The organism is Burkholderia sp. LS-044, assembly GCF_004803625.1.
In the GTDB taxonomy this organism is placed as follows: domain Bacteria; phylum Pseudomonadota; class Gammaproteobacteria; order Burkholderiales; family Burkholderiaceae; genus Burkholderia; species Burkholderia cepacia.
Genome location: NZ_SSWO01000001.1, coordinates 575,849 through 602,621, shown reverse-complemented (window position 1 = coordinate 602,621; position 26,773 = coordinate 575,849). Strand labels below are relative to the sequence as shown.

24 protein-coding genes and 1 tRNA gene are annotated in these 26,773 nt (G+C 67.3%); 12 read left to right on the top strand and 13 right to left on the bottom strand.

All coding sequences use genetic code 11. The features are described from left to right. The first annotated feature begins 114 nt into the window (after positions 1–114). Together E9536_RS02665 and E9536_RS02660 are read left to right on the top strand one after the other, a co-directional pair. The gene (locus tag E9536_RS02665) at positions 115–564 is read left to right on the top strand and encodes an HU family DNA-binding protein (RefSeq protein ID WP_011355701.1); all 450 of its coding nucleotides are present in this window, start codon (positions 115–117) and stop codon (positions 562–564) included. Positions 565–845: 281 nt separating this feature from the next. Next, the gene (locus E9536_RS02660; RefSeq protein WP_136469236.1) at positions 846–1,658 is read left to right on the top strand and encodes an AadA family aminoglycoside 3''-O-nucleotidyltransferase; all 813 of its coding nucleotides are present in this window, start codon (positions 846–848) and stop codon (positions 1,656–1,658) included. Positions 1,659–1,786: 128 nt separating this feature from the next. Here the strand turns inward: E9536_RS02660 and E9536_RS02655 are convergent, their stop codons facing one another. The 3 genes from E9536_RS02655 to E9536_RS02645 form a co-directional block, all read right to left on the bottom strand. Beyond that, positions 1,787–2,260 (bottom strand): VOC family protein, encoded by a 474-nt coding sequence (locus E9536_RS02655; protein ID WP_027791161.1) that lies wholly within the window; start codon positions 2,258–2,260, stop codon positions 1,787–1,789. 393 nt (positions 2,261–2,653) lie between these two features. Then, complete coding sequence (locus E9536_RS02650) at positions 2,654–3,814, bottom strand: porin (RefSeq protein WP_136469235.1); 1,161 nt, start codon at positions 3,812–3,814, stop codon at positions 2,654–2,656. A 404-nt stretch (positions 3,815–4,218) separates the two neighbouring features. Then, positions 4,219–5,151, bottom strand: coding sequence for a YihY/virulence factor BrkB family protein (locus tag E9536_RS02645; protein WP_060083452.1), 933 nt, complete (start codon positions 5,149–5,151; stop codon positions 4,219–4,221). A gap of 142 nt (positions 5,152–5,293) precedes the next feature. On the opposite strand from E9536_RS02645, the gene fdnG reads away from it, so the two are divergent. The 7 genes from fdnG (at position 5,294) to E9536_RS02610 (ending at position 14,520) form a co-directional block, all read left to right on the top strand. Then, a complete protein-coding gene (gene fdnG, locus E9536_RS02640) occupies positions 5,294–8,365 on the top strand; it encodes a formate dehydrogenase-N subunit alpha (RefSeq protein WP_136469234.1) in 3,072 nt (1,023 codons plus the stop codon). Between the two features lie 10 nt (positions 8,366–8,375). After that, positions 8,376–9,290 (top strand): formate dehydrogenase subunit beta, encoded by a 915-nt coding sequence (gene fdxH, locus E9536_RS02635; RefSeq protein ID WP_027791166.1) that lies wholly within the window; start codon positions 8,376–8,378, stop codon positions 9,288–9,290. Then, on the top strand, positions 9,287–9,913 hold the full coding sequence (locus E9536_RS02630; RefSeq protein WP_021162866.1) for a formate dehydrogenase subunit gamma: 627 nt from the start codon (positions 9,287–9,289) through the stop codon (positions 9,911–9,913). The genes fdxH and E9536_RS02630 overlap by 4 nt, the downstream gene beginning before the upstream one ends. A gap of 109 nt (positions 9,914–10,022) precedes the next feature. Next, complete coding sequence (gene fdhE / locus E9536_RS02625; RefSeq protein WP_027791167.1) at positions 10,023–10,958, top strand: formate dehydrogenase accessory protein FdhE; 936 nt, start codon at positions 10,023–10,025, stop codon at positions 10,956–10,958. 73 nt (positions 10,959–11,031) lie between these two features. After that, positions 11,032–12,471 (top strand): L-seryl-tRNA(Sec) selenium transferase, encoded by a 1,440-nt coding sequence (gene selA / locus E9536_RS02620; protein WP_136469233.1) that lies wholly within the window; start codon positions 11,032–11,034, stop codon positions 12,469–12,471. Continuing rightward, entirely contained in the window at positions 12,468–14,393 is a 1,926-nt protein-coding gene (gene selB / locus E9536_RS02615; RefSeq protein ID WP_027791169.1) for a selenocysteine-specific translation elongation factor, read from the top strand. The genes selA and selB overlap by 4 nt, the downstream gene beginning before the upstream one ends. A 31-nt stretch (positions 14,394–14,424) precedes the next feature. Next, positions 14,425–14,520: transfer RNA gene (locus E9536_RS02610), tRNA-Sec, on the top strand. A 27-nt stretch (positions 14,521–14,547) separates the two neighbouring features. On the opposite strand, the gene E9536_RS02605 is transcribed toward E9536_RS02610, so the two are convergent. The 6 genes from E9536_RS02605 to E9536_RS02580 form a co-directional block, all read right to left on the bottom strand. Then, positions 14,548–15,327, bottom strand: a complete 780-nt coding sequence (locus E9536_RS02605; RefSeq protein WP_247873414.1) for an ABC transporter permease — start codon at positions 15,325–15,327, stop codon at positions 14,548–14,550. Positions 15,328–15,367: 40 nt separating this feature from the next. After that, entirely contained in the window at positions 15,368–16,558 is a 1,191-nt protein-coding gene (locus tag E9536_RS02600; RefSeq protein ID WP_136469231.1) for an ABC transporter substrate-binding protein, read from the bottom strand. 28 nt (positions 16,559–16,586) lie between these two features. Next, the gene (locus E9536_RS02595) at positions 16,587–17,351 is read right to left on the bottom strand and encodes an ABC transporter ATP-binding protein (RefSeq protein WP_136469230.1); all 765 of its coding nucleotides are present in this window, start codon (positions 17,349–17,351) and stop codon (positions 16,587–16,589) included. After that, positions 17,348–18,427 (bottom strand): acyl-CoA dehydrogenase family protein, encoded by a 1,080-nt coding sequence (locus tag E9536_RS02590; protein WP_136469229.1) that lies wholly within the window; start codon positions 18,425–18,427, stop codon positions 17,348–17,350. The genes E9536_RS02595 and E9536_RS02590 overlap by 4 nt, the downstream gene beginning before the upstream one ends. Next, positions 18,424–18,990, bottom strand: a complete 567-nt coding sequence (locus E9536_RS02585) for a carboxymuconolactone decarboxylase family protein (RefSeq protein ID WP_059694345.1) — start codon at positions 18,988–18,990, stop codon at positions 18,424–18,426. The genes E9536_RS02590 and E9536_RS02585 overlap by 4 nt, the downstream gene beginning before the upstream one ends. 91 nt (positions 18,991–19,081) lie before the next feature. Continuing rightward, positions 19,082–20,062, bottom strand: coding sequence for an AraC family transcriptional regulator (locus E9536_RS02580; protein WP_247873405.1), 981 nt, complete (start codon positions 20,060–20,062; stop codon positions 19,082–19,084). A 289-nt stretch (positions 20,063–20,351) separates the two neighbouring features. On the opposite strand from E9536_RS02580, the gene E9536_RS02575 reads away from it, so the two are divergent. Further along, the gene (locus tag E9536_RS02575) at positions 20,352–20,564 is read left to right on the top strand and encodes a hypothetical protein (RefSeq protein WP_027791181.1); all 213 of its coding nucleotides are present in this window, start codon (positions 20,352–20,354) and stop codon (positions 20,562–20,564) included. 76 nt (positions 20,565–20,640) lie between these two features. On the opposite strand, the gene E9536_RS02570 is transcribed toward E9536_RS02575, so the two are convergent. The 3 genes from E9536_RS02570 to E9536_RS02555 form a co-directional block, all read right to left on the bottom strand. Next, positions 20,641–21,066, bottom strand: coding sequence for an NUDIX hydrolase (locus E9536_RS02570; RefSeq protein ID WP_060085013.1), 426 nt, complete (start codon positions 21,064–21,066; stop codon positions 20,641–20,643). Between the two features lie 455 nt (positions 21,067–21,521). After that, positions 21,522–22,910, bottom strand: a complete 1,389-nt coding sequence (locus tag E9536_RS02560) for a nucleobase:cation symporter-2 family protein (RefSeq protein WP_027791183.1) — start codon at positions 22,908–22,910, stop codon at positions 21,522–21,524. A 152-nt stretch (positions 22,911–23,062) separates the two neighbouring features. Next, complete coding sequence (locus tag E9536_RS02555; protein WP_136469228.1) at positions 23,063–24,019, bottom strand: LysR family transcriptional regulator; 957 nt, start codon at positions 24,017–24,019, stop codon at positions 23,063–23,065. Positions 24,020–24,122: 103 nt separating this feature from the next. Here E9536_RS02555 and E9536_RS02550 point away from each other — a divergent pair, with 103 nt between their 5' ends. Next, positions 24,123–24,860, top strand: a complete 738-nt coding sequence (locus tag E9536_RS02550; protein ID WP_136469227.1) for an SDR family oxidoreductase — start codon at positions 24,123–24,125, stop codon at positions 24,858–24,860. Positions 24,861–24,868: 8 nt separating this feature from the next. Here E9536_RS02550 and E9536_RS02545 read toward each other — a convergent pair whose 3' ends face one another. Beyond that, entirely contained in the window at positions 24,869–25,855 is a 987-nt protein-coding gene (locus E9536_RS02545; RefSeq protein ID WP_136469226.1) for a LysR family transcriptional regulator, read from the bottom strand. A gap of 133 nt (positions 25,856–25,988) precedes the next feature. Between E9536_RS02545 and E9536_RS02540 the strand changes: the two genes are divergently transcribed. Next, a complete protein-coding gene (locus E9536_RS02540) occupies positions 25,989–26,705 on the top strand; it encodes an SDR family oxidoreductase (protein WP_136469225.1) in 717 nt (238 codons plus the stop codon). The last annotated feature ends 68 nt before the right edge of the window (positions 26,706–26,773 follow it).

Genomic DNA, 26,773 nt, shown 5'->3' with positions numbered 1-26,773 from the left:
CGCGAAAACGCACAAAAGTACTCCACGAAGCGTCACGGCGCTTGTAGAATCCGGCGTTGAAGCGCGCGCGTTGCACGCTTCGTGTATCCAACGACCACACCTGGTAGGAGAAACATGGCGACTTCCGCAAAAAAGGTGGCCAAGAAGGCTGCCGCACCCGCCACCAAGAAAGTGGCTGCCAAAAAGGCTGCGCCCGCGAAGAAAGTAGTGGCTAAGAAGGTCGTCGCGAAGGCGGCACCGGCCGCTCCGACGCCGCTGAAGGACAAGTTCACGAAGGCATCGCTCGCAACGCACATCGCTGAGCGCGCAGCTGTCGAAGTGAAGGCGGTCAAGGCAGTGCTCGTCGCACTCGAGAACGTCGTGCTCGGCTCGGTCCACAAGAAGGGCGCGGGCGAGTTCACGCTGCCGGGTCTGCTGAAGATCACGGCACAAGTCGTGCCGGCGAAGAAGAAGCGCTTCGGCAAGGATCCGTTCACGGGCGAAGAGCGTTGGTTCCCGGCGAAGCCGGCCAGCGTGCGCGTGAAGGCACGTGCGCTGAAGAAGCTGAAGGACGCGGCAGCGTAATGCCGCGCGGCGGCTGCCGAATGCATTCGGCAGCCGTTGCGAAGTCCGACGATCCCCGTACGCGAAAGCGTGCGGGGATTTTTATTGCGCTGCGCAAAGCGCGCGGCCGCGAAGAAGTGCAGAAGTGCAGAAGCGAAATGGCGGAAAGTCCGGTTCGACGTGTGATGCACGCCGGACGACGAGTCGTGCATGCGCCATGACGAACGGCGATCCACTCACAGGGGCTCGCGCTCGCCGCGCCGGTTGCGCCTGTTGCGTACGCATCGCGAGACACGCGCATCGTGACTGAAACCATTCCCGACGAAATCGCGGCGCAGGTCGCCGCCGCATGCGACACGATCGAGCGGCATCTCGGCGCGACGCTGAACGCGATCCACCTGTTCGGCTCGGCGCTCGACGGCGGACTGAAACCGCGCAGCGACATCGACCTGCTGGCGACGGTGTCGGCCCGGCCCGACGAGCCGACGCGGCGTGCGCTGATGCTCGGCGTGCTCGCCGTGTCGGCGCCGCCCGGCCGCGCAGGCGGCATGCGCGCACTGGAAGTGACCGTCGTCGCGCACGACGAAATCGTGCCGTGGCGTCATCCGGCGCGACGCGAACTGCAGTTCGGTGAGTGGCTGCGTCACGATCTCGAAGCCGGCATCGCCGAGCCGGCGCTCGTCGATCACGATCTGGCGATCCTGTTGACGAAGGTGCGACAGCACAGTGTCGCGCTGGCCGGCCCGCCGGCTGCTGCGTTGCTCGAGCCGGTGCCTGAGGGGGATTTTGTGGCCGCACTGCTGGCGACCGTCGCGCAGTGGCATGCCGAACCGAGTTGGCGCGGCGATGAGTGCAACGTGGTGCTCGCGCTCGCGCGCATCTGGTACAGCGCCGCGACCGGCAGGATCGCGCCCAAGGACGTCGCCGCGACGTGGGCGCTGGAGCGTCTGCCGGAAACGTACCGTCCGGTTGTAGCGGCGGCGCGCGCCGCCTATCTCGGCGGCGAGGAAGACACGGCGATCCTGTCGGGCGAACCCCTCGCCGCATTCATCGGCTACGCGCGGCGAACGGTCGAATCGATGCTGTCGACGTCGCAGCCGATGCCGCGAACGTAGCCGGCTTGCGGACGGGGCCGACGAGGGCCATGGGCGTTTGCGACGCTGTCGCACGCGTTTGCAGTCGAGCCGGACGCCTGCCCGGCGACCCGGCGCATCATTCGCACGCGCTTATGCGATGTGCATCGTCAGCCGGCCGTACCGGCAAAGGCGGCCTTCAGCACGGCGTCGTCGAGCTTGACCATCTGCATCATCGCGGCGGCCACGCGCGTGGCCTTGACGGTGTCGCGGTCGGACATCATCGGGATCAGCGCTTCCGGAACGATCTGCCACGAGACGCCGTAGCGGTCTCGCAGCCAGCCGCAGGCGTCGGCCGTGCCGCCGTTGTCGAGCAGGGCGTTCCAGTAGCGGTCGAGTTCCGCCTGGTCGGCGCAGCTGACCAGCAGCGAGATCGCGTGGTTGAACGTGTCGGTGCGCGGGTGGCTCATCGCGAAGAACGGTTGCCCGAACAGCTCGAACTCGACCATTCGCGTGCCGTCGGTGCCGGGCACCGCCGTGACGCGCACGATGCGCGAATCCGGAAAGATGCCTGCGTAGAAGGCCGCTGCTTCTTCGGCTTCCGTCGAATACCAGAGGAACGGCGTGATCTTCTGAATCGTCATGACGAATCTCCTGTCTGTATGGATTGGCCGGGGCGCAAATCGCGTGCCGGCCTCTGTACGACGGATGAAGGCCGTCGAAATCGACACGCCGGGGCGAACGGCCGTCGCTCCGGGGCCGTGGCACCGACAGTGCGGATGGTAGTCGTCCGGCGCACCCGTGGCGAGCGAGCCTGTCATCAGGAAACCGCGTTTCCGGCGCATTGCGGCCGTCAGGCGCCGCTGCCGGCCGGGTGACGAGTGTCGGGTACCCGGACATCGGCCGTCGGCCCGTGCAGGCCGTGCGGGCCAGCCGGCGACGGACGAAAAAAAAGCCAGCCGCGGCCGAAACCGGGGCTGGCTTTCCAGGTCGGCGGCAGGGCGTCGGAGACGCCATGCACGCCGGGTACGTCGTTTTTAGAACTTGTGACGCAGGCCGAGTGCGACGATTTCCTGCGAGCTCTTGCCGGCGATGCCGTACGAGCCGACCGACGCTTGCGCATCGGTACCGTCCGCGTTCTTGCCGCTTGCGTGCTGGTACGCGCCAACCAGGTAGATGTCCGTACGCTTCGACAGCGAGTAGTCAGCGCCGAGCGAAACCTGGTGGTACTTGGCGTCCGTCTGGCCGCTACCCTTCGTGTAGATGTAGCCGAGGCCCAGCAGCAGCGGTGCCGATGCCTGGTACGTGACGAATGCGCGACCCGTGTTGTACTTCTGGTTCGTGCCGAAGGCCGAGTTCGCATCCGCCTTGTACTGCGCGTTGCTGTAGCCGAGGCCGAACGTCACCGGGCCGAATGCATACTGGCCAGCGACTTGCGCGATGCCGATGGACGAAGCCGACGTGTATGCGTTGTTGATGAAGCTGCTGCCCGGGCTGTCGAAGATCTCGTCCGACGTGCCGGCCCAGCCGGTGCGCTGGCCAACTGCGCTCAGCGGAGCCGAGTTGTTTGCGTGGAAGTAGCCGGCAGCCAGGCCGAGCGGGCCGTTGTTGTAGGCTGCAGCTGCCGCCCAAGTCTGACCCTTGCCGGTTGCGCCTGCGACGCCGCCGAGTGCGTACATCGCTTCGACCTGCAGGCCTGCCCAGACCGGCGACGTGTACTTGATCGCGTTGCTGACGCGCAGGCTGTTGTCGTTGTTGTCGACGTCGCCCGGCGTGGCGAACACGCTGCCGAAGTAGTTGTCTGCCGTGACTGCCTGGACCAGGTCGACGAGCGGGTCATACTGGCGGCCCAGCGTGACCGTACCGTACTGGTCGCTTTGCAGGCCGACGAATGCCTGGCGGCCGAACATGCGGCCACCCTGGCCCAGTGCGCCCGATGCCGAGTTGAAGCCGTTTTCCAACTGGAAGATCGCCTTCAGGCCGCCACCGAGGTCCTCGGAACCCTTCAGGCCGAAACGGCTGCCTTGCAGGTTGCCGCTACCCATCGACCACGAATTGTTACCTTGACCGTCGTTACCGTGAACATAGGTGATCGACGTGTCGATCACGCCGTACAGCGTCACGCTCGACTGTGCCTGAGCAGCGCCGGCGGCGCCCAGCAGCGCGAGCGAGAGGGTCGAGAGAGCAAGTTTCTTCATCGTTGAGTTTCTCCACGCAAGTGATTCATCGTTATTTGTTGCGGATTGGAGAATAGCTCAGTGCCATAGACGCAAGAAAGCCTAAAAAATAAAGTGTCTCGAAAAGGTAACAGCGCGAAAAAGTCCATATATATCAAGCACATCAACGACTGTTCCCATTTTTGAAATAGTTGACATTTGCTGCGGCGCGATTGTTTCAAAAGTCGACGCACATTGCGGTCGGCAGCCTGTTTTGGCACGTTGGCGGACGGAAATGGATGCTTGCAAACGTTTGCGGTTGCGGCAACGAAGCCGGGGCATGCAAAGGACTTATCAACGTCGCGCGAATGCGCGGCGGACTGGGGTGGTTGCAGGAAGGCAGACGGGTGTGCTGGGGCGCGCCGCGACGTTGCGAACAGCGTGAATCAGTCGTCGCGCATGCGATCGACGGGCCGGTCGGCTTGAGCGGACGCGGCCGGTGCGGTACCGGCGAGACGATGCGCGTTGCCGCGGGCCGCCGCGAATTCCGCGCCGAGCAGCAGCACGATCGCGGAGAAGTACAGCCACATCAGCAGGACCGCGAACGATCCGGCCGCGCCGAATGCACTGGCGGTGCCCGCGTGCGCGAGGTACAGCGCGAACAGTTTCTTGCCGCCCGAGAACAGGATCGCGGACACGATGCCGCCGATCGCGGCGTCGCGCCACGCGACGCGCGCATCGGGCAGGAACTTCATCAGCGATGCGAACGCGGCCGCGAGCACGGCGATGCCGACGAAGAACTGCACGAGGTTCGTGACGACCACGTACGGCGAATTGCCCAGCAGCCAGGTGCCGACGAACGTGATCGCGGTGTCGAGCACGAGCGACACGATCAGCAGGAACGCGACACCGAGCACGAGCCCGAACGAGATCAGCCGCACGCGCACGAGCCCGAGCATGCTCGACCAGCGGTTCTCGGTGGCCGGCCAGATCACGCTGAGCGCGGCGCTGAGCGACGCGAAGGTGGCCGACGCGCCGATGGCCAGCGCGGCGAACGAGATCAGGGTTGCGAGGCCGCCGCGCTCGCCCGCGCGGTGCGCGTTCTGCACGATCGTCTGGATGCTGGCCGCCGCGTCGTCGCCGATCAGCTGGTGCGCCTGTTCGAATACCTGGCCGCGGGCGGCGTCGTCGCCGTAGAACCAGCCGGCCACGGCAATCACCATCACGAGCATCGGCGCGAGCGAGAACGCGGAGAAGAATGCAATGCCCGCGGCCATCGCGGAGCAACGGTCGGCCGAGAAGCGCTTGAACGCCGTGAGGGCCCAGTTGGCCTGTTGTTGCGCGAGACGGGTGGCTTCGGAGGTGATCGGTCGTTTCATGACGGTTCGGTGGCGCGCGGAACGCGGGTCATCGTTGGTAATCAGACAATTCAGTATTGATCCGAAGATTCGAACATAGTTGCGCGAACTGTCTATAATTCCTTTCAGTTTCCTCACCCCCACAATAACGCCGAGACCAGCCATGCTCCAAATGTCCCGGCGCCAGTTCCTGAAGGTGACGGCTACGTCGCTTGCCGGATCGAGTCTAGCCCTGATGGGCTTCTCTCCGTCCGAAGCGCTCGCCGAAGTCCGACAGTACAAGCTGGCGCGCACCGTCGAAACGCGCAACACCTGTCCATACTGTTCAGTGGGTTGCGGCATCCTGATGTACAGCCTCGGAGACGGCGCGAAGAACGCGCAGCCGAGCATCATCCACATCGAAGGCGATCCCGACCATCCCGTCAATCGCGGCACGCTGTGCCCGAAGGGCGCGAGCCTGATCGACTTCATCCACAGCCCGAACCGCCTGACGCACCCCGAGTATCGCGCGCCCGGCTCGGACAAGTGGGAACCGATCTCGTGGAACGACGCGCTCGACCGGATCGCGAAGCTGATGAAGGCCGACCGCGACGCGAACTTCGTCGAGACGGCGGAGGACGGTGCGAAGGTCAACCGCTGGCTGACGACCGGCATGCTGGCCGCGTCGGCGGGCAGCAACGAGGTCGGCTACCTGACGCACAAGACGGTCCGCAGTCTCGGGATGCTCGCATTCGACAATCAGGCGCGTGTCTGACATGGCCCGACGGTGGCAGGTCTTGCCCCGACGTTTGGCCGTGGAGCGATGACGAACCATTGGGTCGACATCAAGAACGCGGACGTGATTCTCGTGATGGGCGGCAATGCAGCCGAGGCCCATCCGTGCGGTTTCAAGTGGGTAACGGAGGCGAAGGCGCACCGCAAGGCGCGGCTGATCGTCGTCGACCCGCGCTTTACGCGTACGGCCTCGGTGGCCGACTACTACGCGCCGATCCGCACCGGCACCGACATCGTCTTCCTGGGCGGCGTGATCAACTATCTGCTGACGAACGACAAGATCCAGCATGAGTACGTGAAGAACTACACGGACTTCTCGTTCATCGTGCGTGAGGATTTCGCGTTCAACGACGGCATCTATTCCGGCTACGACGCCGAGAAACACGCATACCCGGACAAATCGAGCTGGGACTACGAGCGCGGCGACGACGGCTTCGTGAAGGTCGACCCGACGCTGCAGCACCCGCGTTGCGTGTACAACCTGCTGAAGCAGCATTACGCGCGCTATACGCAGGACATGGTCCAGCAGGTCTGCGGCACGCCGAAGGAGAAGTTCCTGAAGGTGTGCGAGATGCTCGCGACCACCGCCGTTCCCGGCCGCGCCGGCACGGTGCTGTACGCGCTCGGCTGGACGCACCACTCGATCGGCGCGCAGATCATCCGCACCGGCGCGATGGTGCAGCTGCTGCTCGGCAACATCGGCATCGCCGGCGGCGGGATGAACGCGCTGCGCGGCCACTCGAACATCCAGGGATTGACCGACCTCGGGCTGATGTCGAACCTGCTGCCGGGCTACATGACGCTGCCGATGCAGGCCGAGCAGGATTTCGACGGCTACATCAAGAAGCGCGTGCAGCAGCCGCTGCGGCCGAACCAGTTGAGCTACTGGAAGAACTACAAGGCCTTCCACGTCAGCTTCATGAAGTCCTGGTGGGGCGACGCGGCGACCGCCGAGAACAACTGGGCCTACGACTACCTGCCGAAGCTGGACAAGCAGTACGACCTGCTGCAGGCGATCGAGCTGATGAATGCCGGCAAGATGAACGGCTACATCTGCCAGGGCTTCAACCCGCTCGCGGCGGCGCCGTCGAAGGTGAAGACGGCGGCAGGGCTCGCGAAGCTGAAGTGGCTCGTGATCATGGATCCGCTCGCGACCGAGACGTCCGAGTTCTGGAAGCATCACGGCGACTACAACGACGTCGACGCGTCGAAGATCCAGACCGAGGTGTTCCGCCTGCCCACCACGTGTTTTGCGGAGGAAAACGGTTCGCTCGTGAGTTCGAGCCGCGTGCTGCAATGGCACTGGAAGGGCGCGGAGCCGCCGGGCGAAGCGCGTAGCGACCTCGAGATCATGTCGGGGCTGTTCCTGCGCATGCGCAAGATGTACCAGACGGACGGCGGCAAGTATCCGGACCCGATCGTCAACCTGACGTGGCCGTACGCGAACCCGGAAAGCCCGACGCCCGAAGAGCTCGCGATGGAGTTCAACGGCCGTGCGCTCGCCGATCTGCCCGATCCGAAGGATCCGGCCAAGACGCTCGTGAAGAAGGGCGAGCAGCTGGCCGCGTTCGCGCAACTGAAGGACGACGGGACAACCGCGAGCGGCTGCTGGATCTTCTGCGGCGCGTGGACGCAGGCCGGCAACCAGATGGGCCGGCGCGACAACTCCGATCCGACCGGCATCGGCCAGACGCTGAACTGGGCGTGGGCCTGGCCGGCGAACCGGCGGATCCTGTACAACCGCGCATCGTGCGACGTGAGCGGCAAGCCGTTCGACCCGACCCGCAAGCTGATCGGCTGGAACGGCAGCGCGTGGAAGGGCGCCGACATCCCCGATTTCAAGGCGGACGAACCACCCGAAAACGGGATGGGGCCGTTCATCATGAATCCGGAAGGTGTCGCGCGTTTCTTCGCGCGTGCGGGGATGAACGAAGGCCCGTTCCCCGAGCACTACGAGCCGTTCGAAACGCCGATCGGCACGAACCCGCTGCACCCGAACAACCCGCTGGCGCTGAACAACCCGGCCGCCCGCGTGTTCCCGGACGATCGGGCGTCGTTCGGCCAGGCACCGGAGTTCCCGCACGCGGCGACCACGTACCGGCTGACCGAGCATTTCCACTACTGGACCAAGCATGCGCGGCTGAACGCGATCATCCAGCCCGAGCAATTCGTCGAGATCGGCGAAGACCTCGCGAAGGAAGTCGGTGTCGCGCATGGCGAGCGCGTGAAGGTGTCGTCCAAGCGCGGCTACATCATCGCGGTCGCCCTCGTCACGAAGCGGATCAAGCCGCTGATGGTCGACGGCAGGAAGGTCCAGACGGTCGGTGTCCCGTTGCACTGGGGCTTCAAGGGTCTGACGAAGCCCGGCTATCTCGCGAATACCCTGACTCCGTCCGTGGGTGACGGCAACTCCTATACACCGGAATTCAAGTCGTTCCTGGTGAAGGTCGAAAAGGCGTAAGGGGAAAGAGATGGCATTGCAATCGCTGGATATCAAGCGCGTCTCGGCCACCACGACGCCACCGCCCACGGTGCGCGAACCGGTGACCGGGAGCGTCGCGAAGCTGATCGACGTATCGAAGTGCATCGGCTGCAAGGCATGCCAGACGGCGTGCATGGAGTGGAACGACCTGCGTGACGAAGTCGGCACCAACGTCGGCGTGTACGACAACCCGGCCGATCTCTCCGAGCACTCGTGGACGGTGATGCGGTTCGCCGAATACGAGAACCCGGCGGGCGACCTCGAGTGGCTGATCCGCAAGGACGGCTGCATGCACTGCGAGGACCCGGGCTGCCTGAAGGCGTGCCCGTCGCCGGGCGCGATCGTGCAGTACAACAACGGGATCGTCGATTTCCACGAGGAGAACTGCATCGGTTGCGGCTATTGCGTGACCGGCTGCCCGTTCAACGTTCCGCGGATCTCGAAGAAGGATCATCGCGCGTACAAGTGCACGCTCTGTTCCGACCGCGTCGCGGTCGGCCAGGAACCGGCCTGCGTGAAGACCTGCCCGACGGGCGCGATCGTGTTCGGCACCAAGGAGGACATGAAGCAGCACGCGGCCGAGCGGATCGAGGACCTGAAGGAGCGCGGCTTCGAGCATGCGGGGCTGTACGACCCGCAGGGCGTGGGCGGCACGCACGTGATGTACGTGCTGCACCATGCCGATAAACCGTCGCTGTACCACGGGCTGCCCGACAACCCGTCGATCAGCCCGATGGTGAAGCTGTGGAAGGGCATTGCGAAACCGCTCGCGGTGGCCGGCATCGCGCTGACCGCGCTCGCCGGGTTCTTCCACTATGTCCGGGTCGGTCCGAACGAGGTGAGCGAAGAGGAAGAATCGGCCGCGCGCGACGAGGCGCGACGCATCAAGGAGGACGCGAAATGAACCACGACGACCCCAACCTGATCGTCCGCTACACGCCGAACGAGCGCACGAACCACTGGATCACCGCGATCACGTTCGTGCTGCTCGCGCTGTCCGGGCTCGCGCTGTTTCATCCGTCGATGTTCTGGCTGACCGCGCTGTTCGGCGGCGGCCAGTGGACGCGGATCCTGCATCCGTTCGTCGGCCTCGTGATGTTCGTGTCGTTCGCGATCCTGGTCGTGCGCTTCTGGCACCACAACGCGCTCGATGCGGACGATCGCCAATGGCTGAAGCAGATCGGCGACGTGCTGACCAACCAGGAAGACAAGCTGCCGCCCGTCGGGCGCTATAACGCCGGGCAGAAGCTGCTATTCTTCACGCTGGTGGCGTGCCTGTTGCTGCTCCTGCTGTCGGGAGTCGTGATCTGGCGGCGTTACTTCTCGTTCTACTTCCCGATCGGGGTGATCCGCGCGGCCGCTGTCGTGCATGCCGTGGCGGCCTTCGTGCTGATCGCGAGCATCATCGTGCACATTTACGCGGCGTTGTGGGTGAAGGGCTCGATCGGCGCGATGGTGCGCGGCACCGTCACGCTGGGCTGGGCTCGCAAGCATCACCCGAAGTGGTTCCGTGAAAGCGTGAAATAACGCACCGGAGCGGGGCGGCTCGCCGGTCACGGCGAGGCGTTCCGTTCCTTCGCCGGAGCCGCCCGAAAGCGCCGATGCGTCGGCGCTTGTTTATTTGGAAGACATTTTTGTGACACAACGCATCCTCGAACCGACCGAGATCTCGACACTCGATCATTCGGCCATCCCGCGCTTTCGCCTGCCGGAGCGCGCCACCGCGTTTTCGGCGCGCGCCGCGCGGCTGCGCAAGCTGGCCGACCTGAACCCGATCAGCGGCTACCTGCGGCTGATGGCCACCGTCGCCGATGCGCAGCATGCGACGCTGCAGACGCTGGAACTGCCGCTGCCGTCGAAGGAAGCGATCGCGCTCGCGCAGCAGCATTCGATGCCGCTCATACCGGCGCTCGACGGCGAGCGCAACCCGCAATGGCGGGCTGTGCTGTACGAACTGCTCGACCGCGTCGAAGGCGCCGGACTCGTCAACCCGCAGCTCGCGAAGCTGCTCGACCGGCTGCGCCTGATGGCGCCCGCCGAACTCGACGCGCAGGCCGACGCGATCCTCGCGCTGCGCTTCGCCGAAGTCGACCCGGCCACCGCGCCGTTCCTGATGGCCGCGCTGCAGGTCGTCTGGACGGATCTCGCAAGCTGCGTTGCGCCGGCCGACGTCCCGTATCTCGACCAGCCGGGGCTGTGCCCCGTGTGCGGCACGCACCCGGTCGCGAGCGTCGTGCGGGTCGGCGGGCAGTACCAGGGCTACCGTTTCCTGCAGTGCGGGCTGTGCACGACCGAGTGGCACATGGTGCGCACGAAGTGCTCGCACTGCGATTCGACGAAAGGCATCGCGTATCACGGGATCGAGGGCGGCAGCGAAGCCGTCAAGGCCGAATCGTGCGACGAGTGCAAGACCTATCGCAAGATCGGTTATCAGGACAAGGACTACGAGTTCGAGCCGCTGGCGGACGATCTCGCGAGCCTCACGCTCGACCTGCTGATGAACGAGGCCGGTTACCAGCGCAGTTCGCCGAACCCGCTGCTGTGGCCGGATGTCGCGCGGGAAGCGGATTGACGACATCGGCCGGGGCGGCGCGAGAGCGCCGGCGCCGGCCGACTGCGAAGCATGAGACTGGAGCCACCACGACGTGACCGAACCCGGTTTGAATGAACTGAATGCCGTGCTGGCGCGTGTGCCGTCGGTCGAGCGCGTGCTGTCGTCGGCGCCGCTGCAACCGCTGCTCGCCGACTACGGCCGCACGCGCGTGCTGAACGCCGTGCGCGCGGAGCTCGAACGCTGGCGTACCGCCGCGCAGCACGATCCGGCGGGGGCCGAACCGCTCGACGAACCGCGCATCGCCGCGGCCGTCGCGCGCGCGCTGGCCGCGCAGAGCGCGGGCGCGGTGCGCACCGTGTTCAACCTGACCGGCACCGTGCTGCACACGAACCTCGGGCGCGCGCTGTTGCCCGACGACGCGGTGCGCGCGGTGGTCGACGCGCTTACGCGCCCCGTCAACCTCGAATTCGACCTCGCCACGGGCCGCCGCGGCGATCGCGACGACCTGATCGACGATCTGCTGTGCGAACTGACGGGCGCGGAAGCCGCGACCGTCGTCAACAACAACGCGGCGGCCGTGCTGCTGGCGCTGTCGGCGCTGGCGACGAAGCAGGAAGTCGTCGTGTCGCGCGGCGAGCTGGTCGAGATCGGCGGCGCATTCCGCATCCCCGACATCATGAGCCGCGCGGGCGCCAGGCTGCGCGAAGTCGGCACGACCAACCGCACCCATCTGCGCGACTACGCGGAGGCGATCGGCCCGCGCACCGCGCTGCTGATGAAGGTGCACTGCAGCAACTACGCGATCAGCGGCTTCACGAAGGAGACGTCGCTCGCCGAACTCGCGCCGCTCGCGCGCGAGCATGGGCTGCCGGTCGCCGTCGATCTCGGTAGCGGCACGCTCGCCGACCTGACGCAATGGGGCTTGCCGCACGAGACGACCGTGCAGGAAACCGTGGCCGCCGGCGCAAACGTTGTCACGTTCAGCGGCGACAAGCTGCTTGGCGGGCCGCAGGCCGGCCTGATCGTCGGCGATCGTGCGCTGATCGCGAAGATCAAGAAACATCCGCTCAAGCGCGCGCTGCGCGTCGGCAAGCTGACGCTCGCGGCGCTCGAACCCGTGCTGCGCCTCTACCAGTCCCCCGAGTTCCTGCGCGACCGGCTCACGACGCTGCGCCTGCTGACGCGCCCGCACGGCGAGATCGCCGAGGCCGCCGAACGCGTGCGTCCGGCGCTGCAGGCCGCGCTCGGCGGCGGTTTCGACGTAGCGGTCGAGCCGATGTTCAGCCAGATCGGCAGCGGTGCGCTGCCGGTCGACCAGCTGCCGAGCGCCGGGCTCGTCGTGCGCACGGCGGACGGCAAGCGCGGCGGCCGCGCGCTCGCGCAGCTCGAGAAGCGGCTGCGCGAATGGCCGCGCCCGGTGATCGGCCGCGTGGCCGACAACGCGCTGCGGCTCGACCTGCGCTGCCTCGAAGCGGCCGACGAGGCGGCGTTCATCGCGCAATGCGTACCGCTCGCGGGGCCCGCTGCATGATCGTCGGTACCGCCGGACACATCGACCACGGCAAGACGACGCTGGTGCGCGCGCTGACGGGCGTCGATACCGACCGCCTGAAGGAAGAGAAGGCGCGCGGCATCTCGATCGAACTCGGTTATGCGTATACGCCGCTCGACAACGGCGACGTGCTCGGCCTGATCGACGTGCCGGGCCACGAGAAGCTGATTCACACGATGGCGGCCGGCGCGTGCGGGATCGACTTCGCGCTGCTCGTGATTGCCGCCGACGACGGCGTGATGCCGCAGACGCGCGAGCATCTCGCGATCCTGCAACTGCTCGGCGTCACGCATGGCGCCGTCGCGCTGACGAAGTGCGATCGCGTCGACACCGCGCGCGTGGCCGAGGTGCGCGACGAGATCGCCGCATGGCTGAACGATTCGACGCTGGCCGGCGTACCGATCTTCGAAACGCGGGCGACGGCCGTGGACGATCCGGGTGTCGCCGCGTTGAAACGTCACCTGGCCGATGCGGCGATCGCGTGGCGCGCCCGCCGCGACGACGGGCTGTTCCGGCTCGCGGTCGATCGTGTGTTTACGCTCACGGGGCAGGGCACCGTCGTGACGGGCACCGCGTTCGCGGGCCGCGTCGCGACCGGAGATACGCTCGCGATCGTGCGCACGGGCGGCGCGGCGCGCGTGCGCAGCATCCATGCGCAGAACCGGCCGGTCGAGTCCGGCCGCGCGGGCGAGCGTTGCGCACTGAACCTGGCCGGGGTCGACAAGGCCGATGTCGAGCGCGGAGATACCGTGGCCGATGCGCGGCTCGTCGCGACGTCGCCGCGTCTCGACGTCGAATTGACGCTGCTCGCGGATGCGGGGCTGACGCTCACGCACTGGGCACCGCTGCACGTGCATCTCGGCACGCTGCATCGCGTCGCGCATGTCGCGCTGCTCGACGGCGATACGCTTGCGGCCGGCCAGCGGATGCGCGTGCAACTGGTATTCGACGAGCCGGTGTTTGCGTTGCCGGGCGACCGGTTCATCGTCCGGAATCCGCAGGCGACGCGCACGGTCGGCGGCGGCCGCGTGCTCGACCCGTTCGGGCCGGCGCGCAAGCGTCGTACGCCCCAGCGCCGCGCGTGGCTCGACGCGCTGGCCGAATGGCTCGACGCAGGACGTCTCGATGCGCTGCTCGCGCAGGCGCCGCTCGGCGTCCCGCGCGCGATGCTCACGCATCTGACGGGTTTTGCGCCGAACGCGCTGGTTTTGCCGGATGACGCGCTGGCAATCGGGCAGCGCGATGCCGCGTCGAATGACGGCGCGGTGATTGCCCATGCGCACTGGCGTGCGCTGCAGACGCGGGCGATCGATACGCTGCGTGCGTATCACGAACGCATGCCCGACGAGCAGGGGCTCGACGCCGCGCGGCTGCGGCGGATGGCGGCGCCGCTCGCCGGCGATGCGCTGTGGCGCGCGCTCGTCGATGCGCTGGTGACCGGCGGCGAAGTGGCGCGAAGCGGGCCGTGGCTGCACCTGCCGTCGCATTCGGTGAGCCTCGAGCCGCGCGAGGAAGCGCTGGCGCAGCAACTGCTGCCGCTGATTCATGCGGGGCGCTTCGATCCGCCGTGGGTGCGCGACCTGGCCCGCGACACGGGGGCGGCCGAGGACGCGGTGCGCACCTTGCTGCGCAAGCTCGCACGGCGCGGCGACGTGCACCAGGTCGTGCGCGACCTGTTCTATCACGCGGACGTCGTGCGCGAACTCGCGGAACTGGTTGCGCATCTCGCGCCGTCGCGCGACGGCGGGCTCGATGCCGCGACGTTCCGCGACGCGACGGGGCTGGGCCGCAAGCGTGCGATCCAGATTCTCGAGTTCTTCGACCGGGTTGGGTATACTCGCTTCCACCGCGATCTCCACTTCCTGCGGCCTGACAGCGGTTGGGCGGGTATTCAGGCGTAGGCGCTCGTTGTTCTTTGTTTTTTCCCACGACGGAAGGCATTCGTATCCGGTGGTACGGCTGGACTTCAAATCCAGTTGGGGGTGTCAGACACTCCCGGGTAGGTTCGACTCCTGCTGCCTTCCGCCATTCAACGCATCCCCGACTCACCGGAACCTACCGATCACCCCCCGACATATCGCTCGACAGCCGGGCCGCGACCGCGCGCGCGGCCAGATCGAGCAGGAAACCGAGCACGCCGATCACGAGGATCACGGCCGTCAGCTCCGAATACGCGAGCCGGTCGCGCGTGTCGAGAATCAGGTAGCCGAGCCCCGCGCTCACGCCGAGCATTTCCGCCGGGACCAGCACGATCCACAAGATGCCGATCGCGAGGCGCACGCCGGTGAGCACATGCGCGGCGATGCCCGGCACGTAGACGTGCCAGAGCATTTCCGCGCGCGTGGCGGCAAGGCTTTCGCCAAGCTGGACCCAGCGCCGGTCGAGATGCGCGACACCCGATGCGGTGCTCATCACCAGCGGCCACACCGCGGCGAAAGCGAGCAGGAAATACACCGCGCGATCGCCGACGCCGAGCGACATCACCGCAAGCGGCATCCACGAAAGCGGCGAGATCATGCGAAGAAACTGCAGCGTCGGCGACAGCGTCCGTTCGAGCCAGCGCAGACGGCCGATCGCGAATCCCAACGGCACGCCGACCTCGAGCGCCCACGCCAGCCCGACGGCGATGCGCCTGAGGCTGGTCGCCGCATGCACGAGCAGCTGGTCCTCGGTGACGAGCGACGGCAGCGCTTCGAACGCACGCTGCGGCGCGAACTGCGCGGCCATCGCGTTGTGGCCCGCGAGCAGCGTGACGGCGAGCCACCACAGCGCCAGGGCGGCCGCCAGTCCCGCACCGCCCAGCACGATGCTGCGCCAATGCGTGGACGCGGGCACCGGACGCCGCGCCGCCGCCGACGTTTCCCGAACGAGCACGCTAGACAACGATCGTCTCCTTGCGTGCATAGCCGCCATCCTGGCCGAACGCGGACAAGCCGCCCAGCGCTTCGATGCTCTTCTTCACGAACCGGTCGTCGACCAGATCGCCGGCGACCCGTTTCGGATCGAGCGACGCGAGGAACTGGCTCGCGCCTTCCACCTGGGTCGTCTTCAACCGGCGCACGAGTTCTTCCGTGTAGCTCGGATACGGATACGGCTGGAAGTCGATGCGCTTCACGCCCCAGCTCGCGTGCTGGATCGCGCGATCGCCGAGATAGCGCCCCTGATCGGCTGCTTGCGGCGCGAGCACGCGCGCGAGCAGTTGCGCAGGATGCGGCGTGTAGCGGTTCGGGCCTTCCTTCGACAGCAGCCTGGCCGCCTCTTGCGGATGGGCGCGCGTCCACAGCTGGGCATTGACGATCGCATCGACGACCTTCTGCGACCACGCCGCGCGTTGCGTCAGGTCCTGCTCGTGCATGAAGATCACGCAGCACGCGTGGTTGCGCCACACGTCGCCGGTGAAGCGGAGAATCTTGCCGACGTTCAACTGCTCGGCGGCCGCGTTGAACGGCTCGGCGACGATATATCCGGCGATCTTTTTCGACGCCAGCGCGGGCGGCATGTCGGACGGCGCCATCACGACCAGGTTGACTTCCTTCGGCCCCGGCTGCCCCGACTGCTTGAGCACGGGCGCGAGACCCTGCGCGCGCAGCAGGTCCTGCAGCACGACGTTATGCACCGAATACCAGAACGGCACCGCAACCGTCTTGCCAGCGAGGTCCGCCACGGTGTTGATGTCGGGCGCAACCGTCAGCGCCGAGCCGTTCACGTGATTCCATGCGACGACCTTCGCGGGCGCCTTGCTGCCGTAGCGCGCCCACACGGTCATCGGCGACAGCAGATGCACGACGTTGACCTGTCCCGACAGAAACGCCTCGACCAGCTGCGCCCAGCTTCGCAGCAGCGTCGGCTTCTCCGCCTGGATGCCGGCCGCGTCGAAGTAGCCGTTGTTGTGTGCGACGAGCAGCGGCGCCGCATCGGTGATCGGCAGGTAGCCGATGCGCACGGGCGCATTCGGATCGGCTGCCGCGCGCGCGCCGGATGCTTTCAGCAGCGGCGCCGCGCCCGCGACGGTAAAGAGCGACGCGAGCTTCAGCCATTCGCGTCGTGACATCGGTACATTGCACATGAGGATTCCCCGCGGGTATCGGCCGGATTCAGGCGGCTGCTGAAATCGAGTTCTGCAGCGCCTGGAGAATGGAGATGCGCAGCTCGCCGAGCGAGCGCACTTGCGTGTGCCGCGGCTGCGGCAGTTCGACGGTCCAGCGTCCGACCAGCGTGCCGCGCTTGCCGAGCAGCACGATCCGATCGGCGACGAGCAGCGCTTCGTCGATATCGTGCGTGACGAGAAGCGCAGACGCGCCGGTGTTGCGCACCGCGGCAACCAGGAGCTGCTGCATGTCGGCGCGGGTCACTTCGTCGAGCGCGCCGAACGGTTCGTCGAGCAGCAGCGCGCGCGGCGCCCGCGCCAGGCAGCGCGCCAGCGCCGCGCGCTGTGCCATGCCGCCCGACAACTGCGACGGCAGCGCGTGCCGTGCATGGTCGAGCCCGACGGCGGCCAATGCGTTCGTCACGCGTTCCTTGCGGTCTGCACGTGTCAGGTGCGGTTGACGCGCGAAGGTCAACCCGAACCCCACGTTCCGCTCGACCGTGAGCCACGGCAACAGGTATGGGTCCTGAAACGCGAGGGCGACCTCCGGGCGCGGGCCGTCGACGGGCTCGCCATCGACGCGAATCGTGCCGGATGCGGTTCGCGTCAGGCCGGCGATGGCCCGCAACAGCGACGACTTCCCGCAACCGCTCGGCCCGAGCAGCGCAACGAGTTCGCCGGGCGCAACCGACAGGTCGACGCCGTTCAGTACGCTGCGCGATCCGTACCGCAACGTGACGCCGTTCGCGACGATGTGCGCGCCTTGCGTCATGCTGCCGCCGCCCGTCGATGCCGCGCGAGCTGCGATTTCAACTGCACGAGGCTCGGCGTCACGATCGGGATGAACGACGCTTCGCGCACGCGCCGCGCGCTGCCGCTCTGGCCGCGCAGATAGCCGCGCCCTCCGGTGGCTTGCACTTCGAGCGAGACCGCCTGCGAGACGGTCTCGACGAGCGCGATGCGCAGTTCGAACATCTTCGCGGGCGCGTGGAGGAAGGTGCCGTCGAGCACACCTCGCTTCAACTGCGCGGCCTGATCGGAGAGCGTCGTTTCGAGTTCGCGAATTTCCGCGCCGATCGACGCGCGCGACGGCTCGCTGGCATCCAGCGTGGCCAGCAACGCGCGCCGCGCCAGCCCGATCGACATCCCGCATTGCAAGCCGAGAAACGCCGGGCGCACGCGCGCGAGCCAGGCCGGTGCGTCGGCCGCGAGGCGGTACGATTCGTCGAGGACGGTATCGCTCACGCGCAGCGCAGCCGTATTGCTCGCGCGCAGGCCGATCAGGTCGAGATCGTCGCTGCGCTCGACGCCTCGCGCGTCGTGCGGAATCGCGAAGACGGACGGCGGCGTGCCGTCGTCGTGATCGAATGCGGCCGCGGCGATGAAGCCTTCGCGCCGCAGGTTCGTGATCCACGGCAGGCTGCCGTTCAGCACGAACGCGTTGCCGCTGCGGGCCGCGTGCATCTGCAACGGCTCGATGTCGGACAGATACTTCATCGCGTTCGAAAGACCGGTGGCGCCCGCCACTTCGCCGTCGAGCAGCGGCGTCAGCCAGCGCGCACGGAGCGCGTCGTTGTCGCTCTGCAGTACGTATTCGATGAAGGTGCGATGTCCCCACAGCACGAATGCGGCCGTCAATGAGCGTTGCGCGACGCCGGCCACCGTGTCGATCGCGTCCGCGATCGTGCCGCCCGTGCCGCCCATGACCTCCGGCACACCGACGGCGACGGTGCGCGAGCGCACCAGCTGCGGAAGGATGTCCGCCGCCCGCGACGGGTCGACGTCGAGCGCGTCGGCATTTGCTTCGAGCCATGCGTCGAACGCATCGGAGCTCGCCGGCGCGGTCATGCTGCGCGCGCCGTCGGCTCCCAGCGATACGCTTCGAGCTGCGGATTCAGTTCGTTGCGCGCCAGGTTGTTCGCGAAGTTGCAAAGCGTCGCGAGGCTCACGCCGAGTACCACTTCAAGCGCGCCGGCATCGCTGTAGCCGGCCGCCTTGAACGCGGCGAGCGCTTCGTCGGACACGGCGCCGCGGGTTGCTATCACGTCGCGCGTGAACGTGGCGACCGCATCGAGGCGCGCGTCGGACAGCGGGCGCTGGGCGCGGACCTCGTCGACGAGCGCGGCGGGCAATTGCGCCTTCTTCAGCGCGACGGCCGTATGGCCGGCCACGCAGAAACCGCAGCCATGAACGGCGGCGGCGGTGATCTGCACGATTTCGCGCTCGGCCAGCGTGAGGCCGCTGCGTGAATTGATTTCACCGACGGTCAGGTACGTTTCGAGCGCAACCGGTGCATTGGCGAGTGAGGCTACGAGATTCGGCAGGAAGCCGTTGGCGGCTTGCGACTTCTGGAGAAACGGGCGGCTGGCTTCGGGCGCGCTTTCGACGGTTTGGAGGGGCAGGCGGCTCATGGCATCCTCGATCGGAAAGCCGTCATTGTTGGCGGCGCCGGTCGAGCCGGCAATGCGCGGCCGTCTCTGTTTCATGCGCGTTTGTCTTGCGTCAATGCACGGGTGTCGCGCCGGTGCGCTCCGGGGCGCGGCGGCAGGTGCCGGGCGGCAGGCCGGTGACGCGCTTGAATGCCTGCGCAAAGGCGGATTCCGACTGATAGCCGACATGCTCGGCCGTGCTGAGCGTGGATGCCCCCTGCCGCAGCATCTCGGCCGCGACCTTCATGCGAAGCAGCGCAAGGAACTGCGCAGGCGGCTGTCCGCATGCCTGCGCGAACCGCTTGCAGAAGCGCGCGCGGGACATGTGGCAAAACGCGGCCATCGTGTGCGTGGTCCAGTCGTCGCCGGGTTTCTCGATGATCGCACCGACGAGCGGCGTAAATTCGGCGCGCCGCATGACCGACCACAGGCCCGGCGCAAAATCGTCGCTGCTCGCGACGGCACGCAGTGCATAGAAGAACAGCGCATCCGTCAGACGATTGACGAGCGGCGACGGTGCATCCTGGGCACGCGCCGCTTCGGTGCGGATCAGGTCGAACAGCGTGCGCGCGCCCGCCAGCTTCGCGTCGTCGTGGCGCGCCAGGAGGTGATCGGGCATCAGGCCGGCGATCGCGTCGCCAAGATCGGAACGAAACTCGAAGAAACCGCATGCCAGCGCGACGTCGCCCGGTGACGACGCAGGCTCGGCAAGCGGCGTCATCGTGCCGATCCGTACCGTGTATTCGTCGTCGGACGGCGCAACCGCGTCGGGCGTCAGGCAATGCGTCATGTCGTGCATCAGGAACACCGCGTCGCCGGCGACGAGGCGCGTGCTTTGCGCGGCACGGCCGTTCCGGGCGGGCAGGTGCAACCAGCATGCGCCTTCGAGCACGAGGTGGAAGCTCGCGCGCTGATGGCCGGCCGTCGATGCGCGATAGACGCCGCAATACCGGCCCACGTGAAACAGCGTGCTGCGCAGTTCGAGTCCGGAGAGCAGCCAGTCGGCGGCCTGTTCGGCGGAGTTCGGCATGGTGGGCGAAGGCGGGAAAGCCATTGGGAAGTCGACGGCGGGTTCCGAGCTTAGCGCCGCGACGTTGCGCGGTAAAACAAGCGATCGTGGAATGCATATGGGCGTGCGGCATATGCGTTCTTCGGTGGCCGGCGTCGGCTCGGCCGAGCCGGATTGCCGATCAGCCCACCCAGGCGGCCGCGATCGATAAAACTTGATCGGTAGAAGCACTAAAGCTTCAATGATTTTTTTCCGGGCTATAGTGGAATCACTGAAGGTAGACGCGGCGTGCTTTGCCGATACCGTTCAGGTAATGACTGTAGACGGGTGCTGCATGAAAAATAACATCGACAAGACCGCCGGGCCGATCTGGGGCGTGGCTGCAGGATTGCTTCTCGCGGCCGCAGGATTGAGTCTCGGCATATTCCCGACGTCCCTGCACGGTTCGGGTAGCGCAAACGACTTCATGGCGTCCGGTGCCGCGATGCTGGGCATCTTCCTCGTCGTCTATTCCACGCGCGAATTGCGCAGGAAGCGCATGCACTGAGCGGTCGCGCGTCGCGGGTTCACGAACAGCGACGCGAGCCGGCCGCCGGCCGGGGCATGCGCTCGTCCGTCGCGCGCTACGCCTTGCGGATTTCGTGTTGATGGACGAGTTCGACGATTCGCTTCGTCGGAATGCTTGCGCGCAATCCGTCGACGCCGTCGATCGGAAACCACTTGCATTTCTCGATCTCGTTGTTCGCTTGCGGCGTCTGGTCCGGGCCGACTTCCGCGAAGAACACGTGATGGATCTTTGCGAGCCCGGTGAACTGCATCGAATAGACGAGCGTCTGGCCGGTTATGCCGGTTTCTTCGGACAACTCGCGATGCGCGGCTTCGAGCGGCGATTCCCCGCGCTTGATCGTGCCGCCGGGAAGGGCCCAGCGCGACGCCGCGCGGGCGACGAGCAGGACGCGTTCACCGCGGTAGCAGACGACGGTCGCGCGTTCCTTGACGGGGACGGCGGGCGTCTCGGGGGTGTTGTTGGGGGCGGGAACTCGGGGCATGTCGTGATTCTAACCAGCACAAATCGATCGGCCAAGGCGGCATGACCGGGTTTGACCTTTGATCGCCGCCGACACGGGGTCGATAACCCCGGGGCACGTCGAAAGCGCAGTTCGGCGTGCGCGTCTCGTGGCGTGTGACGTGTGGCTTGTGCCGCGCCGGACGCCCTCGCGATGGCGGGCTGGTGCCGGTTCACGACGTGGTGGCTGTCGTGCGTACGCTGCTGCAATTGTCCGATGCCGCGTTCGTACGGGAACCGGTGATGCCGGCGATAGCGGACGGGCGGTTCCAGGTGTGACGCGGCGCCGCGTGGAATCAGGGCAACGGTTGGTGCGAGCGGAATCGGCCGGTTGGCGATACGCCGATCGAGTTGTCCGCACCGGGCGCCGCGGGTGCCGGCCGGTACGACGCGCGGTGCGGCCAGTCGGGCGCACCGCGCATCGTGCGGATCATCCGCTTACTTCTTTTCCGGCAGGAACCAGTTCATCACGAGCGCGCAGATGCCGCCCGTCGCCACGCCCGATTCCAGCACGTTCTTCAGCGCGTGCGGCAGGCTGTTGAGGATGTCCGGCACCTGCGACACGCCGAGGCCGAGCGCGAGCGACACCGCGATGATCAGCAGCGCGCGGCGATCGAGCTGGACGCCCGCGAGGATGTTGATGCCCGATGCGGCCACCGCGCCGAACATCACCATCGCCGCGCCGCCGAGCACGGGTTCCGGCACGGCCTGCAGCACGCCGGCGACGACCGGGAACAGGCCGAGCACCACGAGCATCCCCGCGATCCAGATGCCGACGTGGCGGCTGGCGACGCCGGTGATCTGGATCACGCCGTTGTTCTGCGCGAACACCGAGCTCGGGAACGTGTTGAACACACCGGCCAGCAGCGAGTTCGCGCCGTTGACGAGCACGCCGCCCTTGATCCGCTGCATCCACACCGGGCCTTCGACCGGCTCGTTCGAGATCTTGCTGGTGGCCGTGACGTCGCCGATCGCTTCGAGCGACGTGACGAGGTAGATGATCAGCATCGGCACGAACAGCGACCACGAGAAGCCGATGCCGAAGTGCAGCGGCGTCGGGACCTGGAACAGCGCGGCCTGGTGCATGCCGGTGAAGTCGAGGCGGCCGAGGAACGCGGCCGCGAGATAACCGATGACGAGCGCGATGACCAGCGCGGTGCTGCGCACCCACACGATCGGCACGCGGTTCAGCAGGATGATCGTGCCGAGCACGAGGCCCGAGAGCGTCAGGTTCTCCGCGCTCGCGAAGGTGCCGTTGGCCATCGCGCCGAAGCCCCCGCCCATGCTGATGAGGCCGACCTTGATCAGCGTGAGGCCGATCAGCAGCACGACGATGCCGGTGACGAGCGGCGTGATCAGGCGCTTCACGAACGGCAGGATGCGCGACACGCCCATTTCGACGAACGACCCCGCAATCACGACGCCGAAGATCGCGGCCATCACGGTTTCGACCGGCGTGCCTTGCTTGACCATCAGGCTGCCGCCGGCGATCAGCGGGCCGACGAAGTTGAAGCTCGTGCCCTGGACGATCAGCAGGCCGGCGCCCAGCGGGCCGAAGCGCTTGCACTGGACGAAGGTGGCGATGCCGGAAATCACCAGCGACATCGACACGATGAGGGTCGTATCGCGGCTGGACACGCCGAGCGCCTGGCAGATCAGCAAGCCGGGCGTGACGATCGGCACGATGATCGCCAGCAGGTGCTGCAGGGCTGCGACGAAGGCGACCATCGGCGCCGGCCGGTCGTTCGGGCCGTAGACGAGGTCGCGGGCCGCATCTGCGGCGTCGGCGCCATGGGCGGCGGGTTGGGCGGAGGAGGCGGGTTGCATGGCGAGCGGGCCGGACAAGGTGGAAAGTGCGGCATTTTAGCCGAACGGCCTGCCGCCGCTGCCGGGGGGCGCCGCAATAGCGGGAATTCGGCGGATCGGGAAAACGGTGGCGGATCGGCGCCCGGGCCGGCCGTGATCGCGACGCCCGCCGGTCAGCGGGGCTGCCGCGATGCGCGCGCGGCCGGGTTGGCGGTCGCGGCGGTCGTCGCATGGAACCCGGGCAGCCCGGGAATCCGCTGCTCCATGAACTGCAGGAACGTCCGGGTCCTGAGCGGCAGATACCGGCGCGACGCATACACGAGGTGCAGCGCATGCGGCGGCACCATGTCCCACTTCGGCAGCAACCGGACGAGCTGCCCGCTGTCGATCAGGTCCTGAACCAGCCACGCCGGCCCGCTGCCCACCGCGTTCCCGGCGAGAAAGCATTCCCGCAGCGCCATCGAGCTGTTCACGCGATACCGGCCGCGCACCGGAACGGCGACCTGCTTGTCGCCGCGGGCGAATGCCAGTTCGTTGCCGATGTCTGCGCGTGCGTAGCCGACGTACTCGTGCCGCGTCAGGTCTTCCGGCCGGCGGAGCCTCGGTGCCTGCGCGACGTACTTCGGCGTGGCGACCAGCAGGCGGGGCGACGACGCGATGGGGCGCGCCACGGCATCCGGCGGCAGCAGATGGCCGAGGCGGATGGCGACGTCGACGCCTTCTTCGACCAGGTCGATCACACGGTCGGTCAATTGCAGCTCGACCTCGATCTCCGGCCATGCGGCGAGGAATTCGAGCACGAGCGCGTTCAGCCTCAGCTCGCCCAGCCCCATCGGCGCATTGACGACCAGCTTGCCGACCGGCCGCACCGTTTGCCCGCGCACCTCGGCCACCGCGCTCGCGTATTCGTCGATCACGCGCTTGCAGCGATCGTAGAACCGGCGGCCTTCGTCGGTGGGCGCGAGGCTCGTGGTCGAGCGTTCGAGCAGGCGGACGCCCAGTTCCTTTTCGAACGCGGCGACGATCTTGCTGATCGTCGGCTGGCCGGTGCCTTCCTCACGCGCGACCGCCGAGAAATTGCCGAGCTCGATGGCGCGGACGAACACGCGCATGGATCGCAGCGATTCCATCTTATTCCTTCGGGGAATGAACCTTATTCAAGTCTCCCACGTTCCTGCGCAATGGAGAATGACCTAACGTTCGCGAACCTTCAATCCCTGACGAGGAGTCGACATGAACGAGGCAACGCAATCTTCGGCACTGGACGGTGCGCACGTCGTGGTATTCGGCGGAAGCTCCGGAATCGGCCTCGAGGCCGCGGCCGCCGCGAAGGCGAAAGGCGCGGGCGTCACGTTGGTCGGCCGGACCCGCGCGAAGCTCGAGGCCGCCGCGCAAGCGATCGGCGGCGCGCGCATCGCGGTGGCCGACATCGCGGACCGGCAGGCGGTGCAGGCCGTATTCGACTCGCTCGCGCGCGTCGATCACCTGGTCGTCACGGCCGGCCGGTTCATTGCGGGCAAGCTGAACGAGACCGATCCCGATCAGCTGCTCGCCGCGCTGCAGGAACGTATCGCCGGGCCGGTCTACGCGATCCGTGCCGCGTTGCCGCTGATGCCGGCGACCGGCTCGATCGTGCTGACCGGCGGGCAACTGTCGGATCGTCCGGCCGCGCACGGCACGTCCGTCATAGCCGCCGCCGTGCGCGGCGTCGAGGCGCTGGCGCAGTCGCTCGCGCTGGAACTGAAGCCGATTCGCGTGAACGTCGTCGCGCCCGGATTCGTCGAGACACCGCTGTACGATGCGTTCGGCGCGGAATCGCGCGACACGATTCTCGCGGGTGCGGCGTCGGCTTTGCCCGGCGGCCGGGTCGGGCGCGCCGATGAAGTGGGGGAGGCGATCGCGTTCCTCCTGGGCAACGGCTTCATGAACGGCGAGATCCTGCACATCGACGGCGGCGGCCGGCTGGTCTGAGCCGCGTGTCAGCCTGCGGCGCGCGGGCCGGTGCGCCGCGCCGGCGGGCGCGATGTGTGCGGTGTGCGGGTATCCGGATACGCGCGCTGGCAGACGGCGATGACCGCATCGCGCAGCCGGCGATGCACGGGGTCGCCGTGCATGCGCGGATGCCACAGCGCGGAAACGAGGATCCCGGGCAGGCGCACCGGGATCTCGAAGCTGCGCAGCCCGAGGGCGTCCGTGAGCCCCGGCGAGAATGCGTTGCCGAGGCTCGAGCGCGGCACGAGCGCGATCAGGTCGGTGCTGGCCGCGACACGCATCGCATCCGGGTAGCCCGGTACGACGACGCGCACGGCGTCGCCCTGGCCGGCCCTGTCGGTCGGGTCGTCGGCCGGCCCGCCGAAATCGCCGAGCTGCGACGCGATCACGTGACGGCAGGCCGCATAACGCGCGGGTGTGATCCTGCCCGATGCGAACAGCGGATGCCCGGCGCGTGCCACCGCGACGTGCCAGTCGTGGAACAGCATGCGTGTGTGCAGTTCGGGGGCATCGTCGCCGCGTTTGCCGATTTCCAGATCGACGGCGCCGTCGCGCAGCGCTTGCGGATCGCGGTCGGGCTTCGGGACGAAGCGGACGCGCACCTGCGGCGCGATTTCGCCGAGTGCGGCGACCACCGGGCCGGACAGCATTTCCATGAACGATGCGGCCGCGCGGATGGTGAACGTGGACGCGTGCGTCGCCAGATCCACGTCGGCCGTCGCCGGCCGCAGCACCGCGCGCGCATCGGTTGCGATCGCGTGCACGCGGTCGCGCAACGCGGCTGCGTGCGGCGTCGGCACGAGCTTGCGCCCGGCGCGCACGAGCAGCTGATCGCCGGTGGACACCCGCAGCCGCGTGAGCGTGCGGCTCATCGCGGACGTGCTCAGGCCGAGCCGGCGCGCGGCGCCGGTCACGCTGCCTTCCGACAGCAGCACGTCGAGCGCGGTGACGAGGTTCAGGTCGATGTCTTCCATGGCGACAGGATACGCCACGGCACGATGTGACATGGCGTTCGGTGCAACTATGGTTTGAATCGGGTGCGTCTGGTGCCTGTCGTGATACGCACCTATAGTGGCTGCATGACGCAACCCGGCAAAGGCGGACACCATGCAATCGACTGTATCGAGTAAAAACGCACCGACGATCCTGCTTGTCGCGGCCTCGCGCGGCCTCGGGCTCGCGATGGCGGAGCAATTCCTGAGCATGGGCTGGAGCGTCACGGGCACCGTGCGCGAAGGATCGGGGCGCACGCGGCTGCACGACCTCGCCGACCGGTTCGACGGCCGGCTCGACATCGAGACGCTCGACATCTGCGAGCCGGCGCAACTGGCGGCGCTGCGCGAGCGGCTGTCGGGCCGGCGCTTCGACATGCTGTTCGTGAATGCGGGAACGACGAACGAGCCGACCGAAACGATCGGCGAAGTGACGACCGACGAATTCGTGCGCGTGATGGTCACGAATGCGTTGGCGCCGATGCGCGTGATCGAGACGCTGCAGGATCGCGTGACCGCGGACGGCCTGATCGGTGCGATGTCGTCGGGGCAGGGCAGCGTCGCGAACAACGTCAGCGGGATGCGCGAGGTCTATCGCGGCAGCAAGGCCGCGCTGAACCAGTTCATGCGCAGCTTCGCGGCGCGCCAGGCCGATACGCGGCGTGCGATGGTGCTGATGGCACCCGGCTGGGTCCGCACGGAGCTGGGCGGGCCGGATGCGCGCCTGACGATCGAGGAAAGCGTGCCGAGCCTCGTCGACGTGCTGGTCGCCAAGCGGACGCGCCCGGGGCTCGAGTATCTCGACTATCTGGGGCGGACGGTGCCGTGGTAATCGTTGCGGCGATGCAGCGCGCGGGTGGCGGCCCGTTGCGATCCGCCGTGCCGTGAACGGGGCACGGG